Genomic DNA, 20,505 nt, shown 5'->3' with positions numbered 1-20,505 from the left:
ATCCTCATACAAACCCATGGACCGACGCATCCCCATGGACCGACGCATCCGCGCGGACCGCGTGAGCCTCATGGATCGACTCGTCCCGTGGACGACGACAGGACAGGACACCGCATCGTGGCCGAGACCATCCGCCGCTCCGATCGCCATCCGGAGAACCGCTACGGCAACCGTCCGACCATGAAGGACGTCGCGGCGCGTGCCGGAGTAGGCCTCAAGACCGTGTCGCGCGTGGTCAACGGAGAGCCGGGCGTCACCCCGGAGACGGAGCGTCGCGTCCAGGAGGCCATCGACGCCCTGGGCTTCCGCCGCAACGACAGCGCGCGGGTGCTGCGCAAGGGCCGTACGGCGAGCATCGGCCTGGTCCTGGAGGATCTCGCGGACCCCTTCTACGGCCCGCTCAGCCGCGCGGTCGAGGAGGTCGCCCGAGCGCACGGCGCCCTGCTCATCAACGGCTCCAGCGCCGAGGACCCGGACCGCGAGCAGGAACTGGCGCTGGCACTGTGCGCACGGCGGGTGGACGGGCTGGTCATCATTCCGGCCGGTGACGACCACCGGTACATGGAACCCGAGCTCAAGGCTGGCGTCGCCACCGTGTTCGTCGACCGCCCGGCCGGGCAGATCGACGTCGACTGCGTCCTGTCCGACAACCACGGCGGCGCCCGCGACGGGGTCGCGCACCTCATCGCCCACGGACACCGCAGGATCGGCTTCATCGGCGACATGCCCCGCATCCACACCGCCGCCGAGCGGCTGCGCGGCTACCGGGCCGCCATGGAGGACGCGGGCATACCGGTGGAGGACGCCTGGATGTCCCTGGGCGTCACCGACCCGGTGCGGGTGCGCCGGGCGGCCGAGGAGATGCTCTCCGGCCCCTCCCCCGTCACCGCGATCTTCGCGGGCAACAACCGGGTGACGGTCACCGTGATCCGTGTCCTCGCCGAGCAGGCCCGTCGTGTCGCGCTCGTCGGCTTCGACGACATCGAACTCGCCGATCTGCTGCAGCCCGGCGTCACGGTCGTCGCCCAGGACGCCGCGGCTCTGGGCCGTACCGCCGCCGAGCGGCTGTTCCGGCAGCTGGACGGCACCCTGGTCACCCCGGAACGCATCGAGCTGCCGACGCGACTGATCACCCGCGGCTCGGGCGAGCTGCCGCCGGCGGACTGAGCGGCCCATGGACCACCGCACGAGCAGCTCGCAGCCCTTGCACGACCGCACCCTGGAGGCACTCGGCCTGGCTGAGGCGCCGCGCGACCATCCGCTGCTGTATCCGGGCGCGTGGCCGTCGGACTCCGGACTCCTCGACGGGGACCGTCTGTTGCCCCTGGACCATCTCGTGTACGACGACCGCGTGCCCGTCCTCGCGGTCGGCTCCAACGCCTGTCCGGGCCAACTGCGGCGCAAGATGGCCGCCTTCGGAATCGTCACTCCCCTGCCGATGGTGAAGGTGCGGGTGACGGGCGTCGAGGTGGGTGTCTCCGCGCATGTGAGCCGCGTGGGGTACGTGTCCGCGTCGCCCTTCGAAGCACCGGGCCACGTACGGGAGTTGTTCATCACCTGGCTCGATTCGGAGCAGCTGGCGGTGATCGACGCCAGCGAGGGCGTGCCGAAGCCGGACGGCAACTTCGGCCGCGCCTGGCTGCCGGCGCCCGACGTACGGATCGAGACGGCGGACGGCAGCACGCTCCCGGGCGCCTACGTGTACGTCAACCGCCATGGCGTCCTGCACGACGGCTCCGGCGCGCCGCGCACCCACCCCGGCCAGCGGCCCATGATCTCGGAGCTCCTGCTGGGCTCGGCCCGGTTGCGGGAGCTGTTCGGGGCCACTCCCGAGGAGTTCTGCGAGCGTGCGCGCGCCGACGCGGGGTTGTGCGACCGGGGGACGCGGCTGCTCGTGGAGGAGCGCCTGGTGACGGTCTCCGGCCTGGAGAAGTACCTCCGGGTTGACCGGAACTGAGCTCAGCAGACCGGGAGTCCCGGCACCGGCTCGTCGTTGTTGCCGCCCTCGAGGTAGACGTCGCTGACGAAGACGTTCGTGTTGCCGCTGTCGTCGTCCGTCTTGGCCCACCAGACGTTGGTCCACTGGCCGGACGTCTCCCGACGGCCCAGGTTCTGCTGGCAGTAGAAGTAGTTGGTGCCCGCGTTGAGGATGCCGACCTCGGTGCCGGAGGCGGTGTAGGACTTGGCGGTCTTCCAGACCGTGCAGTTGTACTTGCCGCCGCCGATGGCGAAGCAGGACGGGTCCGGCGTGGGTCCGCCGCCTCCACCCGTGGTTCCGCCGCCGCCTGTGGTTCCTCCACCGCCCGTGGTGCCGCCGTCGCCGGAACCGCCGCCCGTGGTGCCACCGTCGGTGCCGCCCGATCCCGAGGTCTTGGTCGGGGACGAGGTGCTGGGGCGATCGGAGGGCTCGCTGTCCGCCGTGTGGCTGGGGGACTTGGACGCGCCGGGGGACTTCTTGTCGTCGTCCTTCTCGGTCAGGCCGCCGTCGCCCGAGCGGTCGACGTCGGGGCTGCCGCTCGCGTCGGCTGACTTGTCCGTGGCGGCCACCGCCGAGGTGCCCGGCTCCTCGGCCTTGGTGTCGCCCGAGTTGTTCAGCAGCGCGACCGTGACTCCACTGGCCGCGAGGACCACGGTGACGGCCGCGGCGGCGAGCAGAGCGCGGCTCTTGCGCCGGGAGGGGGTGCCGGAGGAGGACGTGACCATGGGGCCGGTCGCGGCGGAGTCGTACGGCGCGGGGCTGAGGCTGCCGTAGCCGTGCGCGGGTTGGCCGGAGTGCCCCGGCGCACTGCCGTACGGCGATGCGGCGGGCTGCCCCTGGGCACCGGGGCCGTGTCCGGGTACGGGCGAGCCAGGTTGGCCTCCGGCGCCGAAGCCCTGTGCCGGCGGGGTGCCTTGGCCGGGAGTCGCCGGGCTGTTCGCGTCCTGCCCCGCACTTCCGAAGCGTGGCGCCCCGGGCAGGTCCGAGGCGGGTACGCCCTGCTGGGGCGTGTCGCCGCCCTGAGGTCCCTGCGCGCCCTGGCCCTGGCCGCCGTACGCCTGTCCGTCAGGAGCGACCGCAGGTGTGGGCCCGAACCCGGGAGGCACCGAGTGGACGTTGCGCTCAGTCTCGGCTCGCCCGGGCCCGGAGTCCGCCGAGCTCCGCAGGGCCGCCGTCGGCGCGTCCGTGCCGCCCGACTCGGCCACCGTCTGGAGGAGTTCGCGTGCCTCGTCGGCCTCCGGGCGGGACTCGGACCGCTTGTCCATCAGACGCGCCAGGACGGGGCCGAGCGGCCCGGCGTTGACGGGCTCCGGCAGGGGTTCGGAGACGATCGCGGTGAGCGTGGAGAACGTCGACGTACGGCGGAAGGGCGCGGAGCCCTCCACCGCGGCGTACAGCGTGGCGCCCAGGGCCCAGACGTCCGAGGACGGGCCCGGATCGGCGCCCTGGGCGCGCTCGGGGGCCAAGTAGTCCAGGGAGCCGACGAGATGGCCGGTGCGGGTGAGCTGGGTGGCCGCGCCGTCGCCCGGGTCGTCCATGGCGGCGATGCCGAAGTCGGTCAGGACGACCCGGCCGGAGCGGTCGAGCAGGATGTTGCCCGGCTTGACGTCGCGGTGCAGGACGCCGGCGCGGTGGGCGGCGGCCAGCGCGTCCATGACCTTGGCGCCGATCCCGGCCGCCTCACGCGGGTCGAGGGTGCCGCGCTCGCGCAGCACCGCCTCCAGGGAGGGGCCGTCGACCAGCTCCATGACGATCAGCGGGCGTCCGTCGACCTCGGCGACGTCGTGGACGGCCACGACGCCCGAGTGCTTGACCCGGGCCGCCGCGCGGGCCTCGCGCTGCATCCGCAGCCGCAAATCGGCCAGTTCGGGACCGTCGGCGTCCGAGTAGGTACGCAGTTCCTTGACGGCGACCTCGCGGCCCAGCACCTCGTCGACGGCCCGCCAGACCACGCCCATGCCGCCGCGCCCGAGTTGCGCCACCACGCGATAGCGCCCGGCCAGCAGCCGACCGGTCTCGTCCGCCTGTCCGTTCTCCCCCGATGACACCGCTGCCCCGTTCCTGTGACACCACTGACATGCCTTGCGTGGCGTACAGACTACGGGGCAGCTGTGACAACGACAGCCGGTGGTTGCGAATGTGACAGGGCCGCTACTTCGCGGAAGCCGTCAAATCGCCCCTCCTGGGCACCGAGAAGGCCTCCAGGTCGGCGCGGGTCAGGCCGGTCAGCCGGGCGACCTCGCCGATGTCGAGGGCACCGCAGTCCAGGCCGCGCAGCAGGTAGCCGCTGAGCGCCTTGGCGGTGGCGGGCTCGTCCATGACGTCGCCGCCGGTCCGGTTGGCGTACCGGGCGAGGCGGGCCGCCGCCTGCTCGAAGCCCTCGCGGTAGAAGGCGAAGACGGCCGCGTAGCGGGTCGGGATGTGGCCGGGGTGCATGTCCCAGCCCTGGTAGTAGGCGCGGGCCAGGGCGCGGCGGGTGAGGCCGTAGTGCAGTCGCCAGGCGTCGTGGACCTTCGCGGTCGGGCCGACCGGCAGGACGTTCGTCGAGCCGTCGCAGACGCGTACGCCGGTGCCCGCCGCGGCGACCTGCATGATCGCCTTGGCGTGGTCGGCGGCCGGGTGGTCGCTGGCCTGGTAGGCGGCGGAGACACCGAGGCAGGCGCTGTAGTCGAAGGTGCCGTAGTGCAGGCCCGTGGCGCGGCCCTCGGCGGCCTGGATCATCCGGGCGACGGCGGCGGTGCCGTCGGTGGCGAGGATGGACTGGCTGGTCTCGATCTGGATCTCGAAGCCGATCCGGCCGGGCTCGAGCCCGCGCGCCTTCTCGAACTCCTCCAGGAGCCGCACCATGGCGGTGACCTGCTCGGGGTACGTCACCTTGGGCAGCGTGAGGACCAGCCCGTCGGGCAGGCCGCCGGCCTCCATCAGGCCGGTGAGGAAGATGTCGAGGGTGCGGATGCCCCGGTCGCGTACGGGCGCCTCCATGCACTTCATACGGATGCCCATGTACGGGGCCGCCGTGCCGTTCTCGTACGCCTCGGCGATCAGCCGTGCGGCGCGGGCGGCGTCCTCGTCCTCGTCGCGGCCGTGGTAGCCGTCCTCGAAGTCGACGCGCAGGTCCTCGATGGGCTCGCGTTCCAGCTTGGCGCGCACGCGCGTGTGCACGGGCTCGGCGAGTTCGTCGGGCAGTCCGAGCACGGCGGCGAAGGACGCGGCGTCCGGGGCGTGTTCGTCGAGGAGCGCGAGGGCCTGGTCGCCCCAGGAGCGGATGGTGTCGGCGGCGAAGACATCACCGGGGACGTAGACGGTGTGGACGGGCTGGCGGGTGCCGGGGTCTCCGGGGTAGCGGCGCTCCAGCTCGGCGTCGACCGGCGCGAGGGAGGCGCTGATCTCCTCGCTGACGGCACCCGCGAGGCTTGTCGCCACCTTCTCCTGCTGGCCCTGGCCCATCCCACATCCTCCTGACTTCCGCGATACGGAATCAACAATCCGTAGAATGAAGTTATCCGGCGACCTTCCGGCTGGTCAACACCATGTCCACGGGGAGTCACTCACCCATCCCGCCATGTTCACGCTCATCTCAGGGCGCGGTATCACACTTCCATACGCACGCCTCGCACGACTCGTCCGGCAGTTCCCACAGAAGGAGCCTCAGTGCCGAACCACAGCCGAGTCACGCGCCGTCTGGGTCTGAAGGCCGCATTGGCCGCGGCGGTCACCGCACCCCTGTCCAGTACAGCACTGCCCACGACGTCCGCCTCGGCGGGCGAGCGCCCGGCGGCCCGCCGGAACCTCCAGGTCATGTCGTTCAACCTGCGCTTCGCGAGCACCACCGAGCCCAACAGCTGGACGGTGCGCAGACCGGTGATGCGCGAGCTGCTGCGCCGCGAGGCCCCGCACGTCCTCGGCACTCAGGAGGGCATCTTCTCCCAGCTGCTCGACATCGACTCCGACCTCGGCCCGCGCTACGACTGGGTCGGCACCGGCCGACTGCACGGCAGCCGCGACGAATCCATGGCGGTCTTCTACGACTCCCACCGGCTGCGCCCGACCGAGTACGACCACTTCTGGCTCTCCGACACCCCCGACGTGATCGGCTCCAACACCTGGGGCGCGGCCTTCGCCCGCATGGTCACCTGGGTCCGCTTCCGGGATCTGGCCGACGGCGCACGGGAGTTCTACGTCCTCAACACCCACTTCGACCACGTGAGCCAGTACGCGCGCGAGCGCAGCGCCGCACTCATCGCCGAGCGGATCGCCGGCTTCGACCGCGCCCGGCCGGTCGTGGTGACCGGGGACTTCAATGTCGCCGCCCACAGGAACACGGTGTACGACACGCTGCTCGGTGCCGGTCTCGTCGACACCTGGGACACCGCGAGCGAGCGCAGCGCGCTGTACGCGACCTTCCACGGCTACAAGCCGCTGACGCCGAACGGTGACCGGATCGACTGGGTCCTGACCACGCCCGGCGTCATGGCGCACCGGGCGACGATCAACACCTTCTCCGGCGACGGCCAGTTCCCCAGCGATCATCTGCCCGTGCAGGCGTCCCTGACCCTGGCCTGAACGACCTCGGGCTGAACGAGCCGAGGCCCCCGTGACCGCCGGACGGTCACGGGGGCCTCGGTGTGCCCGTGCGGGATCAGCCCTTGCGGGTCTTGATCTCCTCGGTGAGGGTCGGGACGACGTCGAAGAGGTCGCCGACGACGCCGTAGTCGACCAGGTCGAAGATCGGGGCCTCGGCGTCCTTGTTGATCGCCACGATCGTCTTCGAGGTCTGCATACCGGCGCGGTGCTGGATCGCGCCGGAGATGCCGGAGGCGATGTACAGCTGCGGCGAGACCGACTTGCCGGTCTGGCCGACCTGGTTGGTGTGCGGGTACCAGCCGGCGTCCACGGCGGCACGCGAGGCGCCGACGGCCGCGCCGAGCGAGTCGGCGAGGGCCTCGATGATCGCGAAGTTCTCCGCGCCGTTGACGCCACGGCCACCGGAGACCACGATCGCGGCCTCGGTCAGCTCCGGACGACCGGTCGACTCACGCGGCGTGCGGCCGGTGACCTTGGTGCCGGTCGCCTGGGCGGAGAAGGACACCGACAGCGCCTCGACCGCGCCGGCGGCCGGGGCGGCCTCCACGGCGGCCGAGTTCGGCTTGACCGTGATGACCGGGGTGCCCTTGGAGACACGGGACTTGGTGGTGAAGGACGCGGCGAACACCGACTGGGTGGCCACCGGGCCCTCGTCGCCGGCCCCGATGTCGACGGCGTCGGTGATGATGCCGGAGCCGATGCGCAGCGCCAGACGGGCGGCGATCTCCTTGCCCTCCGCGGAGGACGGCACCAGGACGGCGGCCGGGGAGACGGCCTCGACGGCGGCCTGGAGGGCGTCGACCTTCGGGACGACCAGGTAGTCGGCGTACTCGGCGGCCTCGTGGGTGAGGACCTTGACCGCGCCGTGCTCGGCGAGCGTGGCGGCGGTGTCGGCGGCGCCGTTGCCCAGCGCGACCGCGACGGGCTCGCCGACGCGGCGGGCCAGGGTCAGCAGCTCCACGGTGGGCTTGCGGACGGCACCGTCCACGTGGTCGACGTAGACGAGAACTTCAGCCATGGGATTGCTCTCCTGCGGATTGCGAAGTCTGAGGGGCGGAAGGGGTGTTGAGCCTCAGCGGGCCGACGGGCCCTTAGATGAACTTCTGGCTCGCGAGGAACTCGGCGAGCTGCTTGCCGCCCTCGCCCTCGTCCTTGACGATCGTGCCGGCGGTGCGGGCCGGACGCTCGGCCGCGCCGTCCACGACGGTGTACGCACCCTCCAGGCCGACCTCCTCGGCCTCGATGTCGAGGTCGGACAGGTCCCAGGACTCCACCGGCTTCTTCTTGGCGGCCATGATTCCCTTGAAGGAGGGGTAGCGCGCCTCGCCCGACTGGTCGGTGACCGACACGACGGCCGGCAGGGAGGCCTCCAGCTGCTCCGAGGCGGCGTCGCCGTCCCGGCGGCCCTTGACCGTGCCGTCCTCGACGGAGACCTCGGACAGCAGGGTGACCTGCGGGACGCCCAGGCGCTCGGCCAGCAGGGCCGGAACGACACCCATGGTGCCGTCGGTGGAGGCCATGCCGGAGATCACCAGGTCGTAGCCGGCCTTCTCGATCGCCTTGGCCAGCACCAGCGAGGTGCCCAGGGCGTCGGTGCCGTGCAGGTCGTCGTCCTCGACATGGATCGCCTTGTCGGCGCCCATGGACAGCGCCTTGCGCAGCGCGTCCTTGGCGTCCTCCGGGCCCACCGTCAGAACGGTGATCTCCACGTCGTCGTCGGAGTTCTCGGAGATCTGCAGCGCCTGCTCGACCGCGTACTCGTCGAGCTCGGAGAGCAGACCGTCCACGTCGTCCCGGTCGACGGTCAGGTCATCGGCGAAGTGCCGGTCGCCAGTGGCGTCGGGCACGTACTTCACGGTGACAACGATCCTCAAGCTCACGCCGGCTCTCCTACTGCGTCGACATTTCTCTGCTGCCTACTTGCAGGCAGCATAGGCGCCCCAAGCGGCCGTTCCCGTTCGGGGCGACTCGCGCTCCGAGCGAAATATTACTCGTCAGTACACCCAGTTCATTCCCGCTAAGCAAGCGCTTTGAACTGTGACCTTTGCAACGCAGCGTAATCGGAAACCGACGGCTTCGCAGAACCGTGGGCAGCCGGTTCCGTCACATCGGTGCGGTGAGGTCAGTCACGCAGGCCGTTGAACCGGCCCTGGTGGTAGAGAAGCGGACGCCCGGGACCCGTGGAGTCGCCGAGGACGACCTCGGCCAGCACGATGCGGTGATCGCCGGCCGGCACGCGTCCCACGACCCGGCAGACCGTCCAGGCGAGGACGTCGTCGAGGACGGGGACGCCTTCGGGGCCCTCGCCCCAGGCCGTGGGCGGACCGAAGCGGTCGGCGCCGCTGCGGGCGAAGGTGGCGGCGAGCTCCTGCTGGTGCTCGCCGAGTACGTGGACGCCGACGTACTCCGTCGCGGCTATCGCCGGCCAGCTGGACGCACCGGTGCCGATGCCGAAGGAGAGCATCGGGGGATCCGCGGAGACGGACGCGACGGAGGTGGCGGTGAAGCCGACCGGGCCCGTCTCACCGCGGGCGGTGATCACTGCCACACCTGCCGCATGCCGCCGGAAGACGGAGCGGAGCAGGTCGGGAGAGGCGAGCCGAGGGGTACTGAGGCCGGACGTGGCCGTCATGGAGTTGTCCTTCTGCGAGGAGAGGCGTGGCGATCCGTGGGTGCTCAACAGCCCGGACAGCGCGCGCTCGCGGTGCGGGCCAGATCGACGTGAGCCCGTACGAAGAGAAGGAGTTCCTCAGGCATAAGGTCAGGCTGACGATAGGTGGTACGCACAGTCAAGTGGGTTCCGGGATGTGGGAGATGACTCACCCTCGGCCTCACGACCCCTCAGACCGCTTCGCCCAGCGCCGCGATCACGTCCGCCTTGCGCGGCTGCCCGGTGGCCCGCCGTACGACGTTTCCGTCGGCGTCGAGGACCAGCACCGTCGGCGTCTTGAGGATGTCGAACCGGCGTACCAGGTCCAGGTGGTCCTCGGCGTCGATCTCGACGTGCGTCACGCCCGGGACCATGCCGGCGACCTCGCCGAGCACGCGCCGGGTGGCCCGGCAGGGGGCGCAGAAGGCGCTGGAGAACTGCACGAGAGTGGCGCGCTCGCCCAGCGCCGCGCCCAACTCGGCCGCCCCGAGCCGCTTTCCGTCATCGCGCCCGCGCACCCTTACTCTCCCGCTCCGCCGCCGCTGCAGCACTCCGTAGACACTCGCCGCCGCGAGCACCACCACGCACACCACCAGTCCGGTCATCACCCTCCTCAAGCGTTCACGAGACTGCAAAGATTCCCACCCCCTGGGAGCGGGTCCGTTGCGGAATGCTTGATTCATGGACATCGATGTGAGGGGGCCGCGCTTCGGGGCGGCCGTGACGACCGTGGTGCTGGCTGCCGTCCTGGTCACCGGGAGCGCCTGGCTGCTGGCCTGGCAGACCCTGGCGTTCGCGCTCGGCGCGGCGGGCGGGGTGGGCCGTTCGCCTTACGGATGGCTGTTCCGCACAGCTGTACGGCCGCGGCTCGGACCGCCGACCGAGTTCGAGCCCCCGGAGCCGCCGCGGTTCGCCCAGGCGGTCGGGCTGCTCTTCGCGGGCCTCGGGCTGGTCGGGTACACGCTCGGGCCCGAATGGCTGGGGCTCGCCGCCACCGGAGCCGCGCTCGCGGCCGCTTTCCTGAACGCCGTCTTCGGCTACTGCCTGGGCTGCGAGGCGTTCCTGTTGCTGCGGCGAGTGACGGTGCGCGCCGAGTAAAGACGGCACAAAAGCCCGAGGTGGATCACGGGTCGACGTGACGAGGATCTCGCCATTCCCAGGCACTTGGGCTTGGCCCTCGGCCGTTCTTGGGGCACGATCTGCGACAAGCCGTAAACCTACGGCTGCGTAACTTTTCCACTGGGAGCACTCCTTCCCAGGCAGAGAAGGAAGGGTCCACCCCGTCCATGGCAGAGCTTGTCTACCGTCCCGTCGTCGGTCTCGCCCAAGCGTTGTTCAAGGCGTGGGACCTCAAAATCGACTGCAAGGGATCGGAGAACATTCCGCGCTCGGGCGGCGCCGTGCTGGTGAGCAACCACATCAGCTACCTGGACTTCGTCTTCGACGGCCTGGCGGCACTCCCGCAGAAGCGCCTCGTGCGCTTCATGGCGAAGGAGTCGGTGTTCCGGCACAAGATCTCCGGTCCGCTGATGCGCGGGATGAAGCACATCCCGGTGGACCGCAAGCAGGGTGAGGCGGCGTACGCCCACGCGCTGCAGTCGCTGCGGTCCGGCGAGATCGTCGGGGTCTTCCCGGAGGCCACCATCTCGCAGTCGTTCACGCTGAAGAGCTTCAAGTCGGGTGCCGCGCGGATGGCCCAGGAGGCCGGCGTGCCGCTGATCCCGATGGCCGTGTGGGGCACACAGCGCCTGTGGACCAAGGGCCACCCGCGCAACTTCAAGCGCAGCCACACCCCGATCACCATCCGGGTCGGCGAAGCGATCGAGGCGTCCAAGGACAAGTACGCGGGCGCGATCACCCGCCAGCTGCGCGAGCGCGTCCAGGAGCTGCTGGAGGCCGCCCAGCGCGCCTACCCCGTACGCCCGAAGGACTCGGACGACACCTGGTGGATGCCGGCCCACCTCGGCGGCACGGCGCCTACGCCGGAGCAGGTGCGCGAGGCCGAAGCGCGCTGACGCCGGACCCGTTCAGCAGGTCGGGGGACGCACCGTGATGTGCGCTCCCGGGCTGAACTTGGCAAGCAGTTCCGCGAGTTCCGCGGCTGCCCGCTCGGCGTCGGCGACCGGCATCGGTGACAGGGTCTCCAGGAGGAAGATCCCGGAGACGGAGTCCTCGGTGAGCCTGGTCCGGGGGCCCTGGCGCCAGTTCCAGCGACGGCAGGTCACGCCCGCGTCGTCGCGCCACACGACCTCGCCCGCGTCGGGGTGCTCGACGGCCTCCTCGCCGCCCGCGACGGTCACGAAGTCCTCTTCGCCGGTGGCGCGCACCAGGCGCATGCCGCCCTCGATGCGGTCGATGTCCTCGCCGCCGACAGGGACGAGGTGGGCGACGCTGATGGCGTTGTAGACGTCCACCAACAGGTTGATCCGGGGCAGTCCCGCCTCCGACAGTGCCCTTTTGGCCAGCGCCTCCGCCGAGTTGCGGGTCCGGGACGGCTTCGATCCGAACGCCGTGTAGACCTCGCGCCAGGCCGCCATGTGCGGGTCCTCGTGCGGAGCCCGCCCGTCCAGGCGTACGGCGAGCCGGCGGGCCGCGTCGTCGAGGAGCTCGGAACTCGCCTCGGTACTGGGTCCGTTGACCAGGCCGTGCGCCTCGACCGCCACGTGGGTGAAGCCGGGTGCCAGGGTGCGCACCTCGTCGGAGACGGTCAGGGTGAGTGTCATGGTCCGCCTTGTCTCGGGGTTCACAGTGCGGTGGGCAGGTGCTGCCACAGATACGGCCGGTCAGGGGCGGCCTTGAGGGCATCGAGCACGACCGGGTGCGGTGCAGCATACAGGACCGGGTAGTCCATCTCATTGGACGCCGGATCTGGTGCGAAGGCCAGCCGTTCGCCGTCCAGCGAGAACTGGGCGTCCACGCCGGGCTTGTTGCCCCGCGGATCCTGCCGATGCCAGTCACCGTTGAACCGCACGGCGACCAAGCCGTGCACCACGTCGAATTTCTGGTAGCACAGCGCCGTCGGGATGTCCTCGGCCCGCAACAACGCGGCCAGCGCATGAGCCTTGGCGTAGCAGATGCCGGTGCCCTGCACCAGGACGTCGGAGGCGCGCCAGGTGACCCGGGGATCGCCGGAGTCCTGCGAGTGCGGGATGACATCGCGTACGAACTCGAACGCCGACCGCGCATATTCATACGAGTCCGCCGCACCGCGGGCAAGCCTCGCAGCCGTCTCACGAACGACTGCATGATGATGGTCGATCACCTCGTCAGCGGCCAAGTAGGCGGAGAGGTCGCCGGTTTGCTGGAACATCTGCATGAGAGCAGAGCGTAAGGGGAGGCCGCGATCATCGTCAATCAACTTTCCGTCCATTGCATAGCTATACATCGAGCGGGGCAAGCCGCTTCCGTCCCTGAGAACGGCCGAACATCGCCGCAACCAGGCCGGCGGGTACAACCCCTCCCCCGGGCCGCCGGTCTCGTCACCGACCGGTCATCAACAAGGGGGAGTTCATGAAGCATCGACTGCTCGGAGCCGCGCTCGCCGGCTGTGCCCTGGCCGCGGTCGGGGCCGGGCCCGTGCACGCCGCGTCCGATCAGCTGTGGATCAGCGTGCCGTCCGACACCGTGTTGCCGGGGGCCGACGCGGACGGCGCGGCGTCTGAGCGTGTCCTCGATGTCGGGGTCACCCACGACAACACCGAGAACGGGGTGCCGGCCGGCCAACTGACCGTGGACGCCGGCGAGATCGCCTCGTTCGCGCGAGTGTCGTGGCCCGCGAACTGCGTGCCCGAGTCGGCCCTCAAGGCGGTCTGCGACTTCCCCGAGATGCCGGTGGGGACCGACGGCGTGCCGGCGGCCCGGCTCGGACTGCGCGCACTGCCGGGCGCCGACGTCAGCGCGTCCGGGTACGTGCGCTACTCGGCCGCCGCCGGGGAGCTGACGGCGGTTCCGGCGGAGACCCGGATCGCCCTGGGCAACGGCCCGGACCTCGGGCTCAGCGAGGCCGCGCAGCAGCGGGACCTCACGCCCGGCACGAACACCCAGGTACGGGCGACTGTCGCCAACAACGGCAACCGCACCGTGGACCGCACACTGCTGTCGATCTACTCGTCGTACGGCCTTCGGTTCAAGGAACGGCACTCCAACTGTGAGTACCGGGACCACCCCATCGGCACATTCGCGCTGTGCGTGCTGGACGAGGCGGTGGCTCCGGGCGAGCGGTACGCCCTGACGACCGCCCTCCATGTCGGGCGGAACGCGCTGTACGAGCGGTTCGACCACTCCGTACTGCCGTATTCGGACGAGGCGCTCGAAGAGGCCCGGGGCGGCGAGACGTGGACCCCTGGCACGGGCCACGAGCTGAACCTGCGCCCCGTGGCGGCGCAGCGGGCTGCCGTCGGCGAAGAGGACCTGGATCTGTTGGACAACTACCGGACCGTCATCCTCGACGCCAGGAACACCGCCGACCTGAAGCTCACCGGCAGCAAGGTGCGCGGGGCCGTCGGGGACACCGTGACCGCGCGTGTCACCGTTCACAACCGCGGCCCGGCATGGGTGGCGTCGCTGGGCGTGGGCGCGGCCGTCGCCACCGTGCGGTTCCAGGCGCCGGAGGGGACGACGGTGGTGGGCCTGCCGGAGGACTGCTCCACCCAGGAGCCGCCCGAGGAGGGGTCTTCCGTGACGGCCTACCTCTGCCGGACGCCGATCCACCTGCACGACAAGGCGTCCCACACCTTTGAGGTGCAGCTCCGGATCGACCAGGTGGTGCGTGGGGCACGCACCACCGTCGAAACCCTCAACGACGATCTGGAGCTGCCCATCAGGAAGTTCGACCCGAACCTGCGCAACAACAGCGCCGCGATCGTCGTCAACGGCTGATCGGTGCCGAGGGAGGAGGGGGCCTAGCGGGCCATCTCCTCCTTCAGCGCCGCCACGAACGCGTCCACGTCGTCCTCGGTGGTGTCGAACGCGCACATCCAGCGCACGACGCCCGCCGCCTCGTCCCAGAAGTAGAACCGGAACCTCTTCTGGAGGCGCTCGCTCACGTCGTGCGGGAGCTTGGCGAAGACGCCGTTGGCCTGCACGGGGTAGAGGATCTCGACGCCGTGCACGGCACGGACGCCCTCTGCGAGGCGCTGGGCCATCTCGTTGGCGTGCCGGGCGTTGCGCAGCCAGAGGTCCTTGGCGAGCAGCGCCTCCAGCTGCACCGACACGAAGCGCATCTTGGAGGCGAGCTGCATGGACAGCTTGCGCAGGTGCTTCATGTGGCTGACGGCGTCCTGGTTGAGGACGACGACCGCCTCGCCGAACAGGGCGCCGTTCTTGGTGCCGCCGAGGGAGAGGATGTCGACGCCGACGGCGTTGGTGAACGTCCGCATGGGCACGTTCAGAGTGGCGGCCGCGTTGGCTATCCGGGAGCCGTCCAGGTGCACCTTCATGCCGTGCGCGTGGGCGTGCTCGCAGATCGCGCGGATCTCGTCCGGCGTGTAGAGAGTGCCCAGTTCGGTGCTCTGGGTGATCGAGACGACCTGGGGCATCGCCCGGTGCTCGTCCTCCCAGCCGTACGCCTGCTGATCGATCAGCTCGGGGGTGAGCTTGCCGTCGGGCGTGGGCACGGTGAGCAGCTTGAGGCCGCCCATCCGCTCCGGCGCCCCGCCCTCGTCGACGTGGATGTGCGCACTCTCGGCGCAGATCACCGCACCCCAGCGGTCGGTGACCGCCTGGAGCGCGACGACGTTGGCGCCGGTGCCGTTGAACACCGGGAACGCCTCGGCGGTGGCGCCGAAGTGGCTGCGGACGATCCGCTGGAGGTTCTCGGTGTAGTCGTCCTCGCCGTACGCAACCTGGTGCCCGCCGTTGGCCAGGGCCAGCGCGGCGAGCACCTCGGGGTGGGCACCGGCGTAGTTGTCACTGGCGAAGCCGCGGACGTCCGGGTCGTGGTGGCGACGGGCGTCGGTCTTCGGAGGGTTCACGGCTTCTCGGTCAGCCACAGGCGGTTTCCGTTCACTTCTGCGGCGGGCTTGTCCCAGACGCCGACGACGGCATCGGCCAGGTCCTTGACGTCCGTGAAGCCCGCGAACTTCGCGTTGGGGCGGTCGGCGCGCATCGCGTCGTGCACCAGCGCCTTCACCACCAGGATGGCAGCCGCGGACGTCGGCCCCTCGGGGCCCCCGGCCTTGCGGAAGGCGTCGGCCAGCGCGAGCGTCCAGGCCTCGGCGGCGGCCTTGGCGGCGGCGTACGAGGCGTTGCCCGCGCTCGGCTTCGAGGCGCCGGCGGCGCTGATCAGCACATACCGTCCGAGCTCACTTCGCTGGAGTCCCTCGAAGAACGCCAGCGAGGTGTGCTGCACGGTGCGGATCAGCAGCAGTTCCAGGAAGTCCCAGTCGTCGAGACTCGTCTTGATGAAGGTCTCGCTGCCGCGCCAGCCGCCGACGAGATGGACCAGGCCGTCGACACGGCCGAAGTCCTTCTCGATACGGTCCGCCCATGCGCGGGTGGCCTCACGGTCGAGCAGGTCGACCGTGTCCCCGACGACGGTGGCGCCGCCGTGCGCGTAGCTCGCCGCGTCCACGGCCTCGGCGAGCCGCTCCGGGTCGTTGTCCGAGCCGATGACGGTCGCGCCCGCCTCGGCCAGTCGCAGCAGCGCCGCCTGTCCGGCGGGTCCGCCCGCGCCGGCCACCGCGATCACTGCACCGCTGAGAGCTCCGTTCCCCGCCATCTTCTTCGCCTCCTGCTGAGCTGTGTTCTCGGTGCTGCGGTCGCTCACGCGGCGATCCGCTCGGCGCTGTCCGCCGTGATGCCCTTGGTGGAGGCGATCACGTTCTTGAGTTTCTTGGACAGGGCCTCATAGAACATGCTCAGCGGAAACTCGTCCGGAAGCACGTCATCGACGAGCTTGCGCGGCGGCAGGCTCAGATCGAGGGCGTCAGGACCCTTGGCCCACTTGGAGCCCGGGTGCGGGGAAAGGTACGCGGAGACGAGCTCGTAGCCCGCGAACCAGTGGACGAGCTTCGGGCGGTCGATGCCGTCGCGGTACAGCGTCTCGATCTCGGCGCACAGCTGGTTGGTGACCTGCGGGGCACGGTCCCAGTCGATGAACAGCTTGTTGTCGGTCCAGCGGACGACGTCGTGCTTGTGCAGGTAGGCGAAGAGCAGCTGGCCGCCGAGGCCGTCGTAGTTGCGCACCCGCTCGCCGGTGACCGGGAAGCGGAACATACGGTCGAACAGCACGGCGTACTGCACGTCACGGGCCTGCGGGACGCCGTCTGCCTGCAGCTTCACGGCCTCCTTGAAGGCGGTGAGGTCACAGCGCAGCTCTTCCAGGCCGTACATCCAGAACGGCTGGCGCTGCTTGATCATGAACGGGTCGAACGGCAGGTCACCGTGGCTGTGGGTCCGGTCATGGACCATGTCCCACAGGACGAAGGCCTCCTCGCAGCGCTTCTGGTCGTGGACCATCGCGGCGATGTCCTCGGGCAGGTCGAGGCCCAGGATGTCGACGGCGGCGTCGGTGACGCGGCGGAAGCGGGCCGCCTCGCGGTCGCAGAAGATGCCGCCCCAGGTAAAGCGCTCCGGGGCCTCGCGCACGGCGATCGTCTCGGGGAAGAGCACGGCGGAGTTGGTGTCGTAGCCCGCGGTGAAGTCCTCGAACTTGATGCCGCAGAACAGCGCGTTGTCGTAGCGGGTGCGCTCCAGCTGGGCCAGCCAGTCCGGCCAGACCATGCGCAGCACGACCGCTTCGAGGTTGCGGTCGGGGTTGCCGTTCTGCGTGTACATCGCGAAGACGACGAGGTGCTGGAGGCCGTCCGCGCGACTCGCGGCCGGCTGGAAGGCCAGCAGCGAGTCGAGAAAGTCGGGCACCTGGAAGCCGGCCTCCGCCCAGCGGCGCAGGTCCTTCACGAGGGCCTCGTGGTAGGCGGCGTCGTGCGGCAGCAGCGGGGAGAGCTCCAGGACCGCGTCCACGACACGCCGTACAGCGGCCTCGGCGTTGGTGCGCTCGGGCGCGCCCTCGGCCTCGAAGTCGATCGACCCGTCCTTGGACTGCCATGGCCGGATCTGCTCCACGGCATCCTTGAGCACGGGCCACGCCGGGTGCTCCACCACCCTGGTCGCAGGAGGAATCTGCTCCTCCGTAGCCGTCTGCACAAGAATTTCCGTCATGTCCTATCCTCCACGGGAGAACCTCGCGTATGGAGACCGTATACACACGAGGTTCCTCCGAGCAAGTGAAGAGCCGGGAAATTATCCTGCGCGCCCCCATGGTCACCGCAACTTTTGCTGTTGGTCATCCAGACGGCGCATACCCCGTCCGTGCGCGGGCATGCGCAGGGACGAACAGGTGGTCCACGGCGGCAGGTCAATCCCCGCGGGACTCGCCCACGGCAGAGTGACCATGCGGAGGGCTGCGATCCAGGTGCGACATGTCCACTGCCGCAAACCCTGCGTACACGTGGGGTTCATCACGCGCCGTGGCCACTAGGCTGCGGATCTGCCGCGCGAACAGTCCGCTCCGGTTTGCGCGCACGCCGAGCCGCCGTCGACGGAAGCGAGTTGAACCTTGAACTTCCTTACCATCGGTCATCGCGGAGTCATGGGTGTCGAACCCGAGAACACCCTCCGTTCGTTCGTCGCCGCCCAGCAGGCCGGCCTCGACGTCATCGAACTCGATCTCCACCTGAGCAAGGACGGCGCCCTCGTCGTCATGCACGACACCGACGTGGACCGCACGACCGACGGCACCGGCGCGATCGCCGACAAGACCCTCGCCGAGCTGCGCGCCCTGGACGCGGGCCGCGGCGAGCGCGTCCCGGTCTTCGAAGAGGTCCTCGACGCCGTGAAGTCGCCGCTGCAGGCCGAGATCAAGGACGTCGCGGCGGCTCGGGCGCTCGCCGAGGTGATGACCAAGCGCGACCTGGTCGCCCGGGTCGAGGTGTCCTCGTTCCACGACGACGCCGTCGCCGAGATCGCCCGCCTCGTACCCGGCGTACGGACCGCGCTGATCGCCAGCCGCTACGGCACCGACATCGTGGACCGTGCCGTCGAGGCCGGCGCGGCGACGGTCTGCCTCAACATCCGCCGGCTCACCCTGGAGGTCGTGGAACACGCCCGCAAGGCGGACCTCAGGATCATCGGCTGGGTGGTGAACACCCAGGACCATCTGCGCCTCGTACGCGCCCTGGAACTGGACGGCGCGACCACCGACTACCCGGAGATCAAGCGCACCGGCCGCTTCACGGCCTGAACGTCCACCGCATGAACGTCACGCCAGCTCCTTGACCAGCAGCTCGAACTGCAGGTCGGCGCGCTGCGGGATGCCGAAGCGCTCGTCGCCGTACGGGAACGGGGTCATCCGTCCCGTACGGCGGTAGCCGCGCCGCTCGTACCAGGCGATCAGGTCGTTCCGTACGGAGATCACGGTCATGTGCATCTCGGTGACACCCCAGGTCGCGCGGGCCTGCCGCTCGGCCTCCGCGATGATCACCTTGCCGAGGCCGGTGCCCTGGAGTGCGGGGCTCACCGCGAACATCCCGAAGTAGGCGTGGTCGTCGCGGTGTTCCAGCTGGCAGCAGGCCACGAGCCGCCCGTCCCGCTCGACGGTGAGCAGCCGGCCTTCCGACGACTTGATGACCGCCAGCACGCCCTCCGGGTCGGTTCGCTGGCCGCCGAGGATGTCCGCCTCGGTCGTCCATCCGGCCCGGCTGGCGTCCCCGCGGTAGGCGGACTCGATCAGCGCCACCAGCGTGTCCACGTCGGCGTCGGTGGCGTCACGGAAGGTGAGTCCGTCGGCGGCGGTCGCGGTGGGGTCCATGGGGTGCTTCTCCACTTCTCGGGCACGACTCGGGCACCGCTGAGGGTAACGCGCCGCTAGGATCCCGCTGCATGGTGCACGTACTGAGCGGACGGACCCTGCTTCACCCCACCGACCCCGAGCGCTCCCGTGTCTTCTACGGCGAGCAGCTGGGCCTGGCCATCCACCGCGAGTTCGGAACGGGGCCGGAGCGCGGCACCGTCTACTTCCTCGGCGGCGGCTTCCTGGAGGTCTCCGGCCGTTCCGAGACCCCGCCGTCCCCGGCCGTCCGGCTGTGGCTGCAGGTCGAGGACCTGGCGGCGGCGCACGACGAGCTGCGGGGCAAGGGTGTCGAGATCGTCCGGCCGCCGGTCAAGGAGCCGTGGGGGCTCATCGAGATGTGGATCGCCGATCCGGACGGGACGCGGATCGTGCTGGTGGAGGTACCCGCGGATCATCCGCTGCGGTACCGGCCCGGAATCTAGGTCCGGTGTTCCCAGCCCCGGTCGGTGCGGGTCAGCTCCCGGAAGCCGGCCGAGGTCAGGCGGTCGATCGCCGTGTCCTCGGTGGCGCCTTCGTAGGCGACGAGCCGGTCCACTCCACACAGCCGCAGCCAGTCGGCTGCCGCACCGAGCAGCCGGTGTTCCAGGCCCTCGCCGTACGTCTCGGGTCGGTGTGCAGGTTGCCGATGCCGGCGAGGCCCGTACCGCGCGCATGGCGTTCGGCGCGGGACAGGGACGTGTCGACCTCGATGAATCCGAGAGCGTGCCCGTCGGCGTACGCCGTGAAGCGCGTGCCGCACTCCCCCAGGGTGCGGTCGACGGTCTCGCCCGGCCGCGGCTCGTGCTCCGGCAGGTCGGCCACCTGCGCGATCAGGATCACCTCGGTGTCGCCGCCGTGCCGGAATCCCGCGCGCTCGTAGAGGGCGCGGATGTGCGGCCAGGGGCGGGGCAGACCGTAGACGGCCGGGGCGGGGAGCTCGCCGCTCGCGTACCGGGCGCGTACGTTCCAGCGGGCCAGCTGGGCCAGGCAGGCGTTCATCAGCAGGTCGGCGGCCTCGTCGGAGTCCGGCCAGAACGAGGCCGGCGGGCGGCACACGAACCAGTCGATCTCGCCGATGTCCCGGTAGCTGCGGCCCACCTCGTCGTCCGCCCGGTAGCGCAGCAGATGGGCGGCGGCCACGACGTGCCCGCGCTGCTCGGCGACCAGGGTCACGCGCTCACCGACCCAGGGGTCGGTGATGAACTCGTCCGGCTGTCGCTCCAGCGCACTGAGCACCGTGTTCACGGAGACGGAGACGCCGGGGACGACCGCGGCGACATGCATGTTGATCAGTTCGGTGAGCTGGTCGCGGTCGGCACGGCGAAAGGGGCGCACCTCGAGCGCGGGCATGCGGGACCTCCGGTCGGAGAACGGTGTCGGGAGGCCGCCACGCGATGCGGTACGCGGTCGAGGGTACGACGGTGGCGGCGCCGGGCTCCAGTGGAATTCCGCCGGATGGCCGGG

Annotated in this window: 20 protein-coding genes and 1 pseudogene; 8 read left to right on the top strand and 13 right to left on the bottom strand. The window is 70.4% G+C overall.

What is annotated here, in order from left to right; translation table 11 throughout:
* Positions 1-117 precede the first annotated feature (117 nt).
* Together OHT51_RS37880 and OHT51_RS37875 are read left to right on the top strand one after the other, a co-directional pair.
* Positions 118-1,167 (top strand): LacI family DNA-binding transcriptional regulator, encoded by a 1,050-nt coding sequence (locus tag OHT51_RS37880; RefSeq protein ID WP_328883412.1) that lies wholly within the window; start codon positions 118-120, stop codon positions 1,165-1,167.
* A 7-nt stretch (positions 1,168-1,174) separates the two neighbouring features.
* Positions 1,175-1,957: a hypothetical protein gene (locus OHT51_RS37875; RefSeq protein WP_328883411.1), complete on the top strand. Its 783-nt coding sequence runs from the start codon at positions 1,175-1,177 to the stop codon at positions 1,955-1,957.
* A gap of 2 nt (positions 1,958-1,959) precedes the next feature.
* Here the strand turns inward: OHT51_RS37875 and OHT51_RS37870 are convergent, their stop codons facing one another.
* Both OHT51_RS37870 and OHT51_RS37865 read right to left on the bottom strand, forming a co-directional pair.
* Positions 1,960-4,026, bottom strand: a complete 2,067-nt coding sequence (locus OHT51_RS37870; RefSeq protein WP_328883410.1) for a serine/threonine protein kinase — start codon at positions 4,024-4,026, stop codon at positions 1,960-1,962.
* A gap of 103 nt (positions 4,027-4,129) precedes the next feature.
* Positions 4,130-5,425, bottom strand: coding sequence for a DUF6986 family protein (locus OHT51_RS37865; protein ID WP_328883409.1), 1,296 nt, complete (start codon positions 5,423-5,425; stop codon positions 4,130-4,132).
* Between the two features lie 204 nt (positions 5,426-5,629).
* Here OHT51_RS37865 and OHT51_RS37860 point away from each other — a divergent pair, with 204 nt between their 5' ends.
* Positions 5,630-6,541 carry an endonuclease/exonuclease/phosphatase family protein gene (locus OHT51_RS37860; RefSeq protein WP_328883408.1) on the top strand — a complete coding sequence of 304 codons (912 nt, stop codon included), beginning with the start codon at positions 5,630-5,632 and terminating at the stop codon, positions 6,539-6,541.
* A 76-nt stretch (positions 6,542-6,617) separates the two neighbouring features.
* Here OHT51_RS37860 and OHT51_RS37855 read toward each other — a convergent pair whose 3' ends face one another.
* From OHT51_RS37855 to OHT51_RS37840, 4 genes are all read right to left on the bottom strand, one after another.
* Positions 6,618-7,580, bottom strand: a complete 963-nt coding sequence (locus OHT51_RS37855) for an electron transfer flavoprotein subunit alpha/FixB family protein (RefSeq protein WP_328883407.1) — start codon at positions 7,578-7,580, stop codon at positions 6,618-6,620.
* A 73-nt stretch (positions 7,581-7,653) separates the two neighbouring features.
* Positions 7,654-8,442 (bottom strand): electron transfer flavoprotein subunit beta/FixA family protein, encoded by a 789-nt coding sequence (locus OHT51_RS37850; RefSeq protein ID WP_328883406.1) that lies wholly within the window; start codon positions 8,440-8,442, stop codon positions 7,654-7,656.
* A gap of 242 nt (positions 8,443-8,684) precedes the next feature.
* Positions 8,685-9,194: a flavin reductase family protein gene (locus OHT51_RS37845; RefSeq protein WP_328883405.1), complete on the bottom strand. Its 510-nt coding sequence runs from the start codon at positions 9,192-9,194 to the stop codon at positions 8,685-8,687.
* Between the two features lie 209 nt (positions 9,195-9,403).
* Positions 9,404-9,817: a TlpA family protein disulfide reductase gene (locus tag OHT51_RS37840; RefSeq protein WP_328883404.1), complete on the bottom strand. Its 414-nt coding sequence runs from the start codon at positions 9,815-9,817 to the stop codon at positions 9,404-9,406.
* Positions 9,818-9,893: 76 nt separating this feature from the next.
* Here OHT51_RS37840 and OHT51_RS37835 point away from each other — a divergent pair, with 76 nt between their 5' ends.
* Both OHT51_RS37835 and OHT51_RS37830 read left to right on the top strand, forming a co-directional pair.
* Positions 9,894-10,310: a DUF4395 domain-containing protein gene (locus tag OHT51_RS37835; protein WP_328883403.1), complete on the top strand. Its 417-nt coding sequence runs from the start codon at positions 9,894-9,896 to the stop codon at positions 10,308-10,310.
* Between the two features lie 188 nt (positions 10,311-10,498).
* Positions 10,499-11,227: a lysophospholipid acyltransferase family protein gene (locus OHT51_RS37830; RefSeq protein WP_328883402.1), complete on the top strand. Its 729-nt coding sequence runs from the start codon at positions 10,499-10,501 to the stop codon at positions 11,225-11,227.
* A gap of 12 nt (positions 11,228-11,239) precedes the next feature.
* On the opposite strand, the gene OHT51_RS37825 is transcribed toward OHT51_RS37830, so the two are convergent.
* Positions 11,240-11,935: a B3/B4 domain-containing protein gene (locus OHT51_RS37825; protein WP_328883401.1), complete on the bottom strand. Its 696-nt coding sequence runs from the start codon at positions 11,933-11,935 to the stop codon at positions 11,240-11,242.
* 20 nt (positions 11,936-11,955) lie between these two features.
* Positions 11,956-12,528, bottom strand: coding sequence for a transglutaminase domain-containing protein (locus OHT51_RS37820; protein ID WP_328883400.1), 573 nt, complete (start codon positions 12,526-12,528; stop codon positions 11,956-11,958).
* 194 nt (positions 12,529-12,722) lie between these two features.
* Between OHT51_RS37820 and OHT51_RS37815 the strand changes: the two genes are divergently transcribed.
* A complete protein-coding gene (locus OHT51_RS37815) occupies positions 12,723-14,090 on the top strand; it encodes a hypothetical protein (protein ID WP_328883399.1) in 1,368 nt (455 codons plus the stop codon).
* Positions 14,091-14,113: 23 nt separating this feature from the next.
* Here OHT51_RS37815 and OHT51_RS37810 read toward each other — a convergent pair whose 3' ends face one another.
* Genes OHT51_RS37810 through OHT51_RS37800 form a run of 3 tightly spaced genes read right to left on the bottom strand, consistent with a single transcriptional unit; the run spans position 14,114 to position 17,372 of the window.
* Positions 14,114-15,184, bottom strand: a complete 1,071-nt coding sequence (locus OHT51_RS37810; RefSeq protein WP_328883398.1) for a threonine aldolase family protein — start codon at positions 15,182-15,184, stop codon at positions 14,114-14,116.
* Complete coding sequence (locus OHT51_RS37805; protein ID WP_328884567.1) at positions 15,181-15,930, bottom strand: SDR family NAD(P)-dependent oxidoreductase; 750 nt, start codon at positions 15,928-15,930, stop codon at positions 15,181-15,183. Before OHT51_RS37805 ends, OHT51_RS37810 begins: the two co-directional genes overlap by 4 nt.
* Before the next feature lie 44 nt (positions 15,931-15,974).
* Complete coding sequence (locus OHT51_RS37800) at positions 15,975-17,372, bottom strand: DUF6421 family protein (RefSeq protein WP_328883397.1); 1,398 nt, start codon at positions 17,370-17,372, stop codon at positions 15,975-15,977.
* 397 nt (positions 17,373-17,769) lie between these two features.
* On the opposite strand from OHT51_RS37800, the gene OHT51_RS37795 reads away from it, so the two are divergent.
* Positions 17,770-18,453, top strand: a complete 684-nt coding sequence (locus OHT51_RS37795; RefSeq protein ID WP_328883396.1) for a glycerophosphodiester phosphodiesterase — start codon at positions 17,770-17,772, stop codon at positions 18,451-18,453.
* 18 nt (positions 18,454-18,471) lie between these two features.
* Here the strand turns inward: OHT51_RS37795 and OHT51_RS37790 are convergent, their stop codons facing one another.
* Positions 18,472-19,020 carry a GNAT family N-acetyltransferase gene (locus OHT51_RS37790; RefSeq protein ID WP_328883395.1) on the bottom strand — a complete coding sequence of 183 codons (549 nt, stop codon included), beginning with the start codon at positions 19,018-19,020 and terminating at the stop codon, positions 18,472-18,474.
* Between the two features lie 71 nt (positions 19,021-19,091).
* Here OHT51_RS37790 and OHT51_RS37785 point away from each other — a divergent pair, with 71 nt between their 5' ends.
* On the top strand, positions 19,092-19,484 hold the full coding sequence (locus tag OHT51_RS37785) for a VOC family protein (protein WP_328883394.1): 393 nt from the start codon (positions 19,092-19,094) through the stop codon (positions 19,482-19,484).
* Here OHT51_RS37785 and OHT51_RS37780 read toward each other — a convergent pair.
* Positions 19,481-20,391 (bottom strand): annotated as a pseudogene (locus OHT51_RS37780) (GNAT family N-acetyltransferase). The gene OHT51_RS37785 and the pseudogene OHT51_RS37780 sit on opposite strands and share 4 nt — an antisense overlap.
* Positions 20,392-20,505 lie beyond the last annotated feature (114 nt).

This window comes from Streptomyces sp. NBC_00299 (assembly GCF_036173045.1).
Lineage (GTDB): Bacteria > Actinomycetota > Actinomycetes > Streptomycetales > Streptomycetaceae > Streptomyces > Streptomyces machairae.
This window is presented reverse-complemented; position numbering and strand designations above follow the sequence as displayed.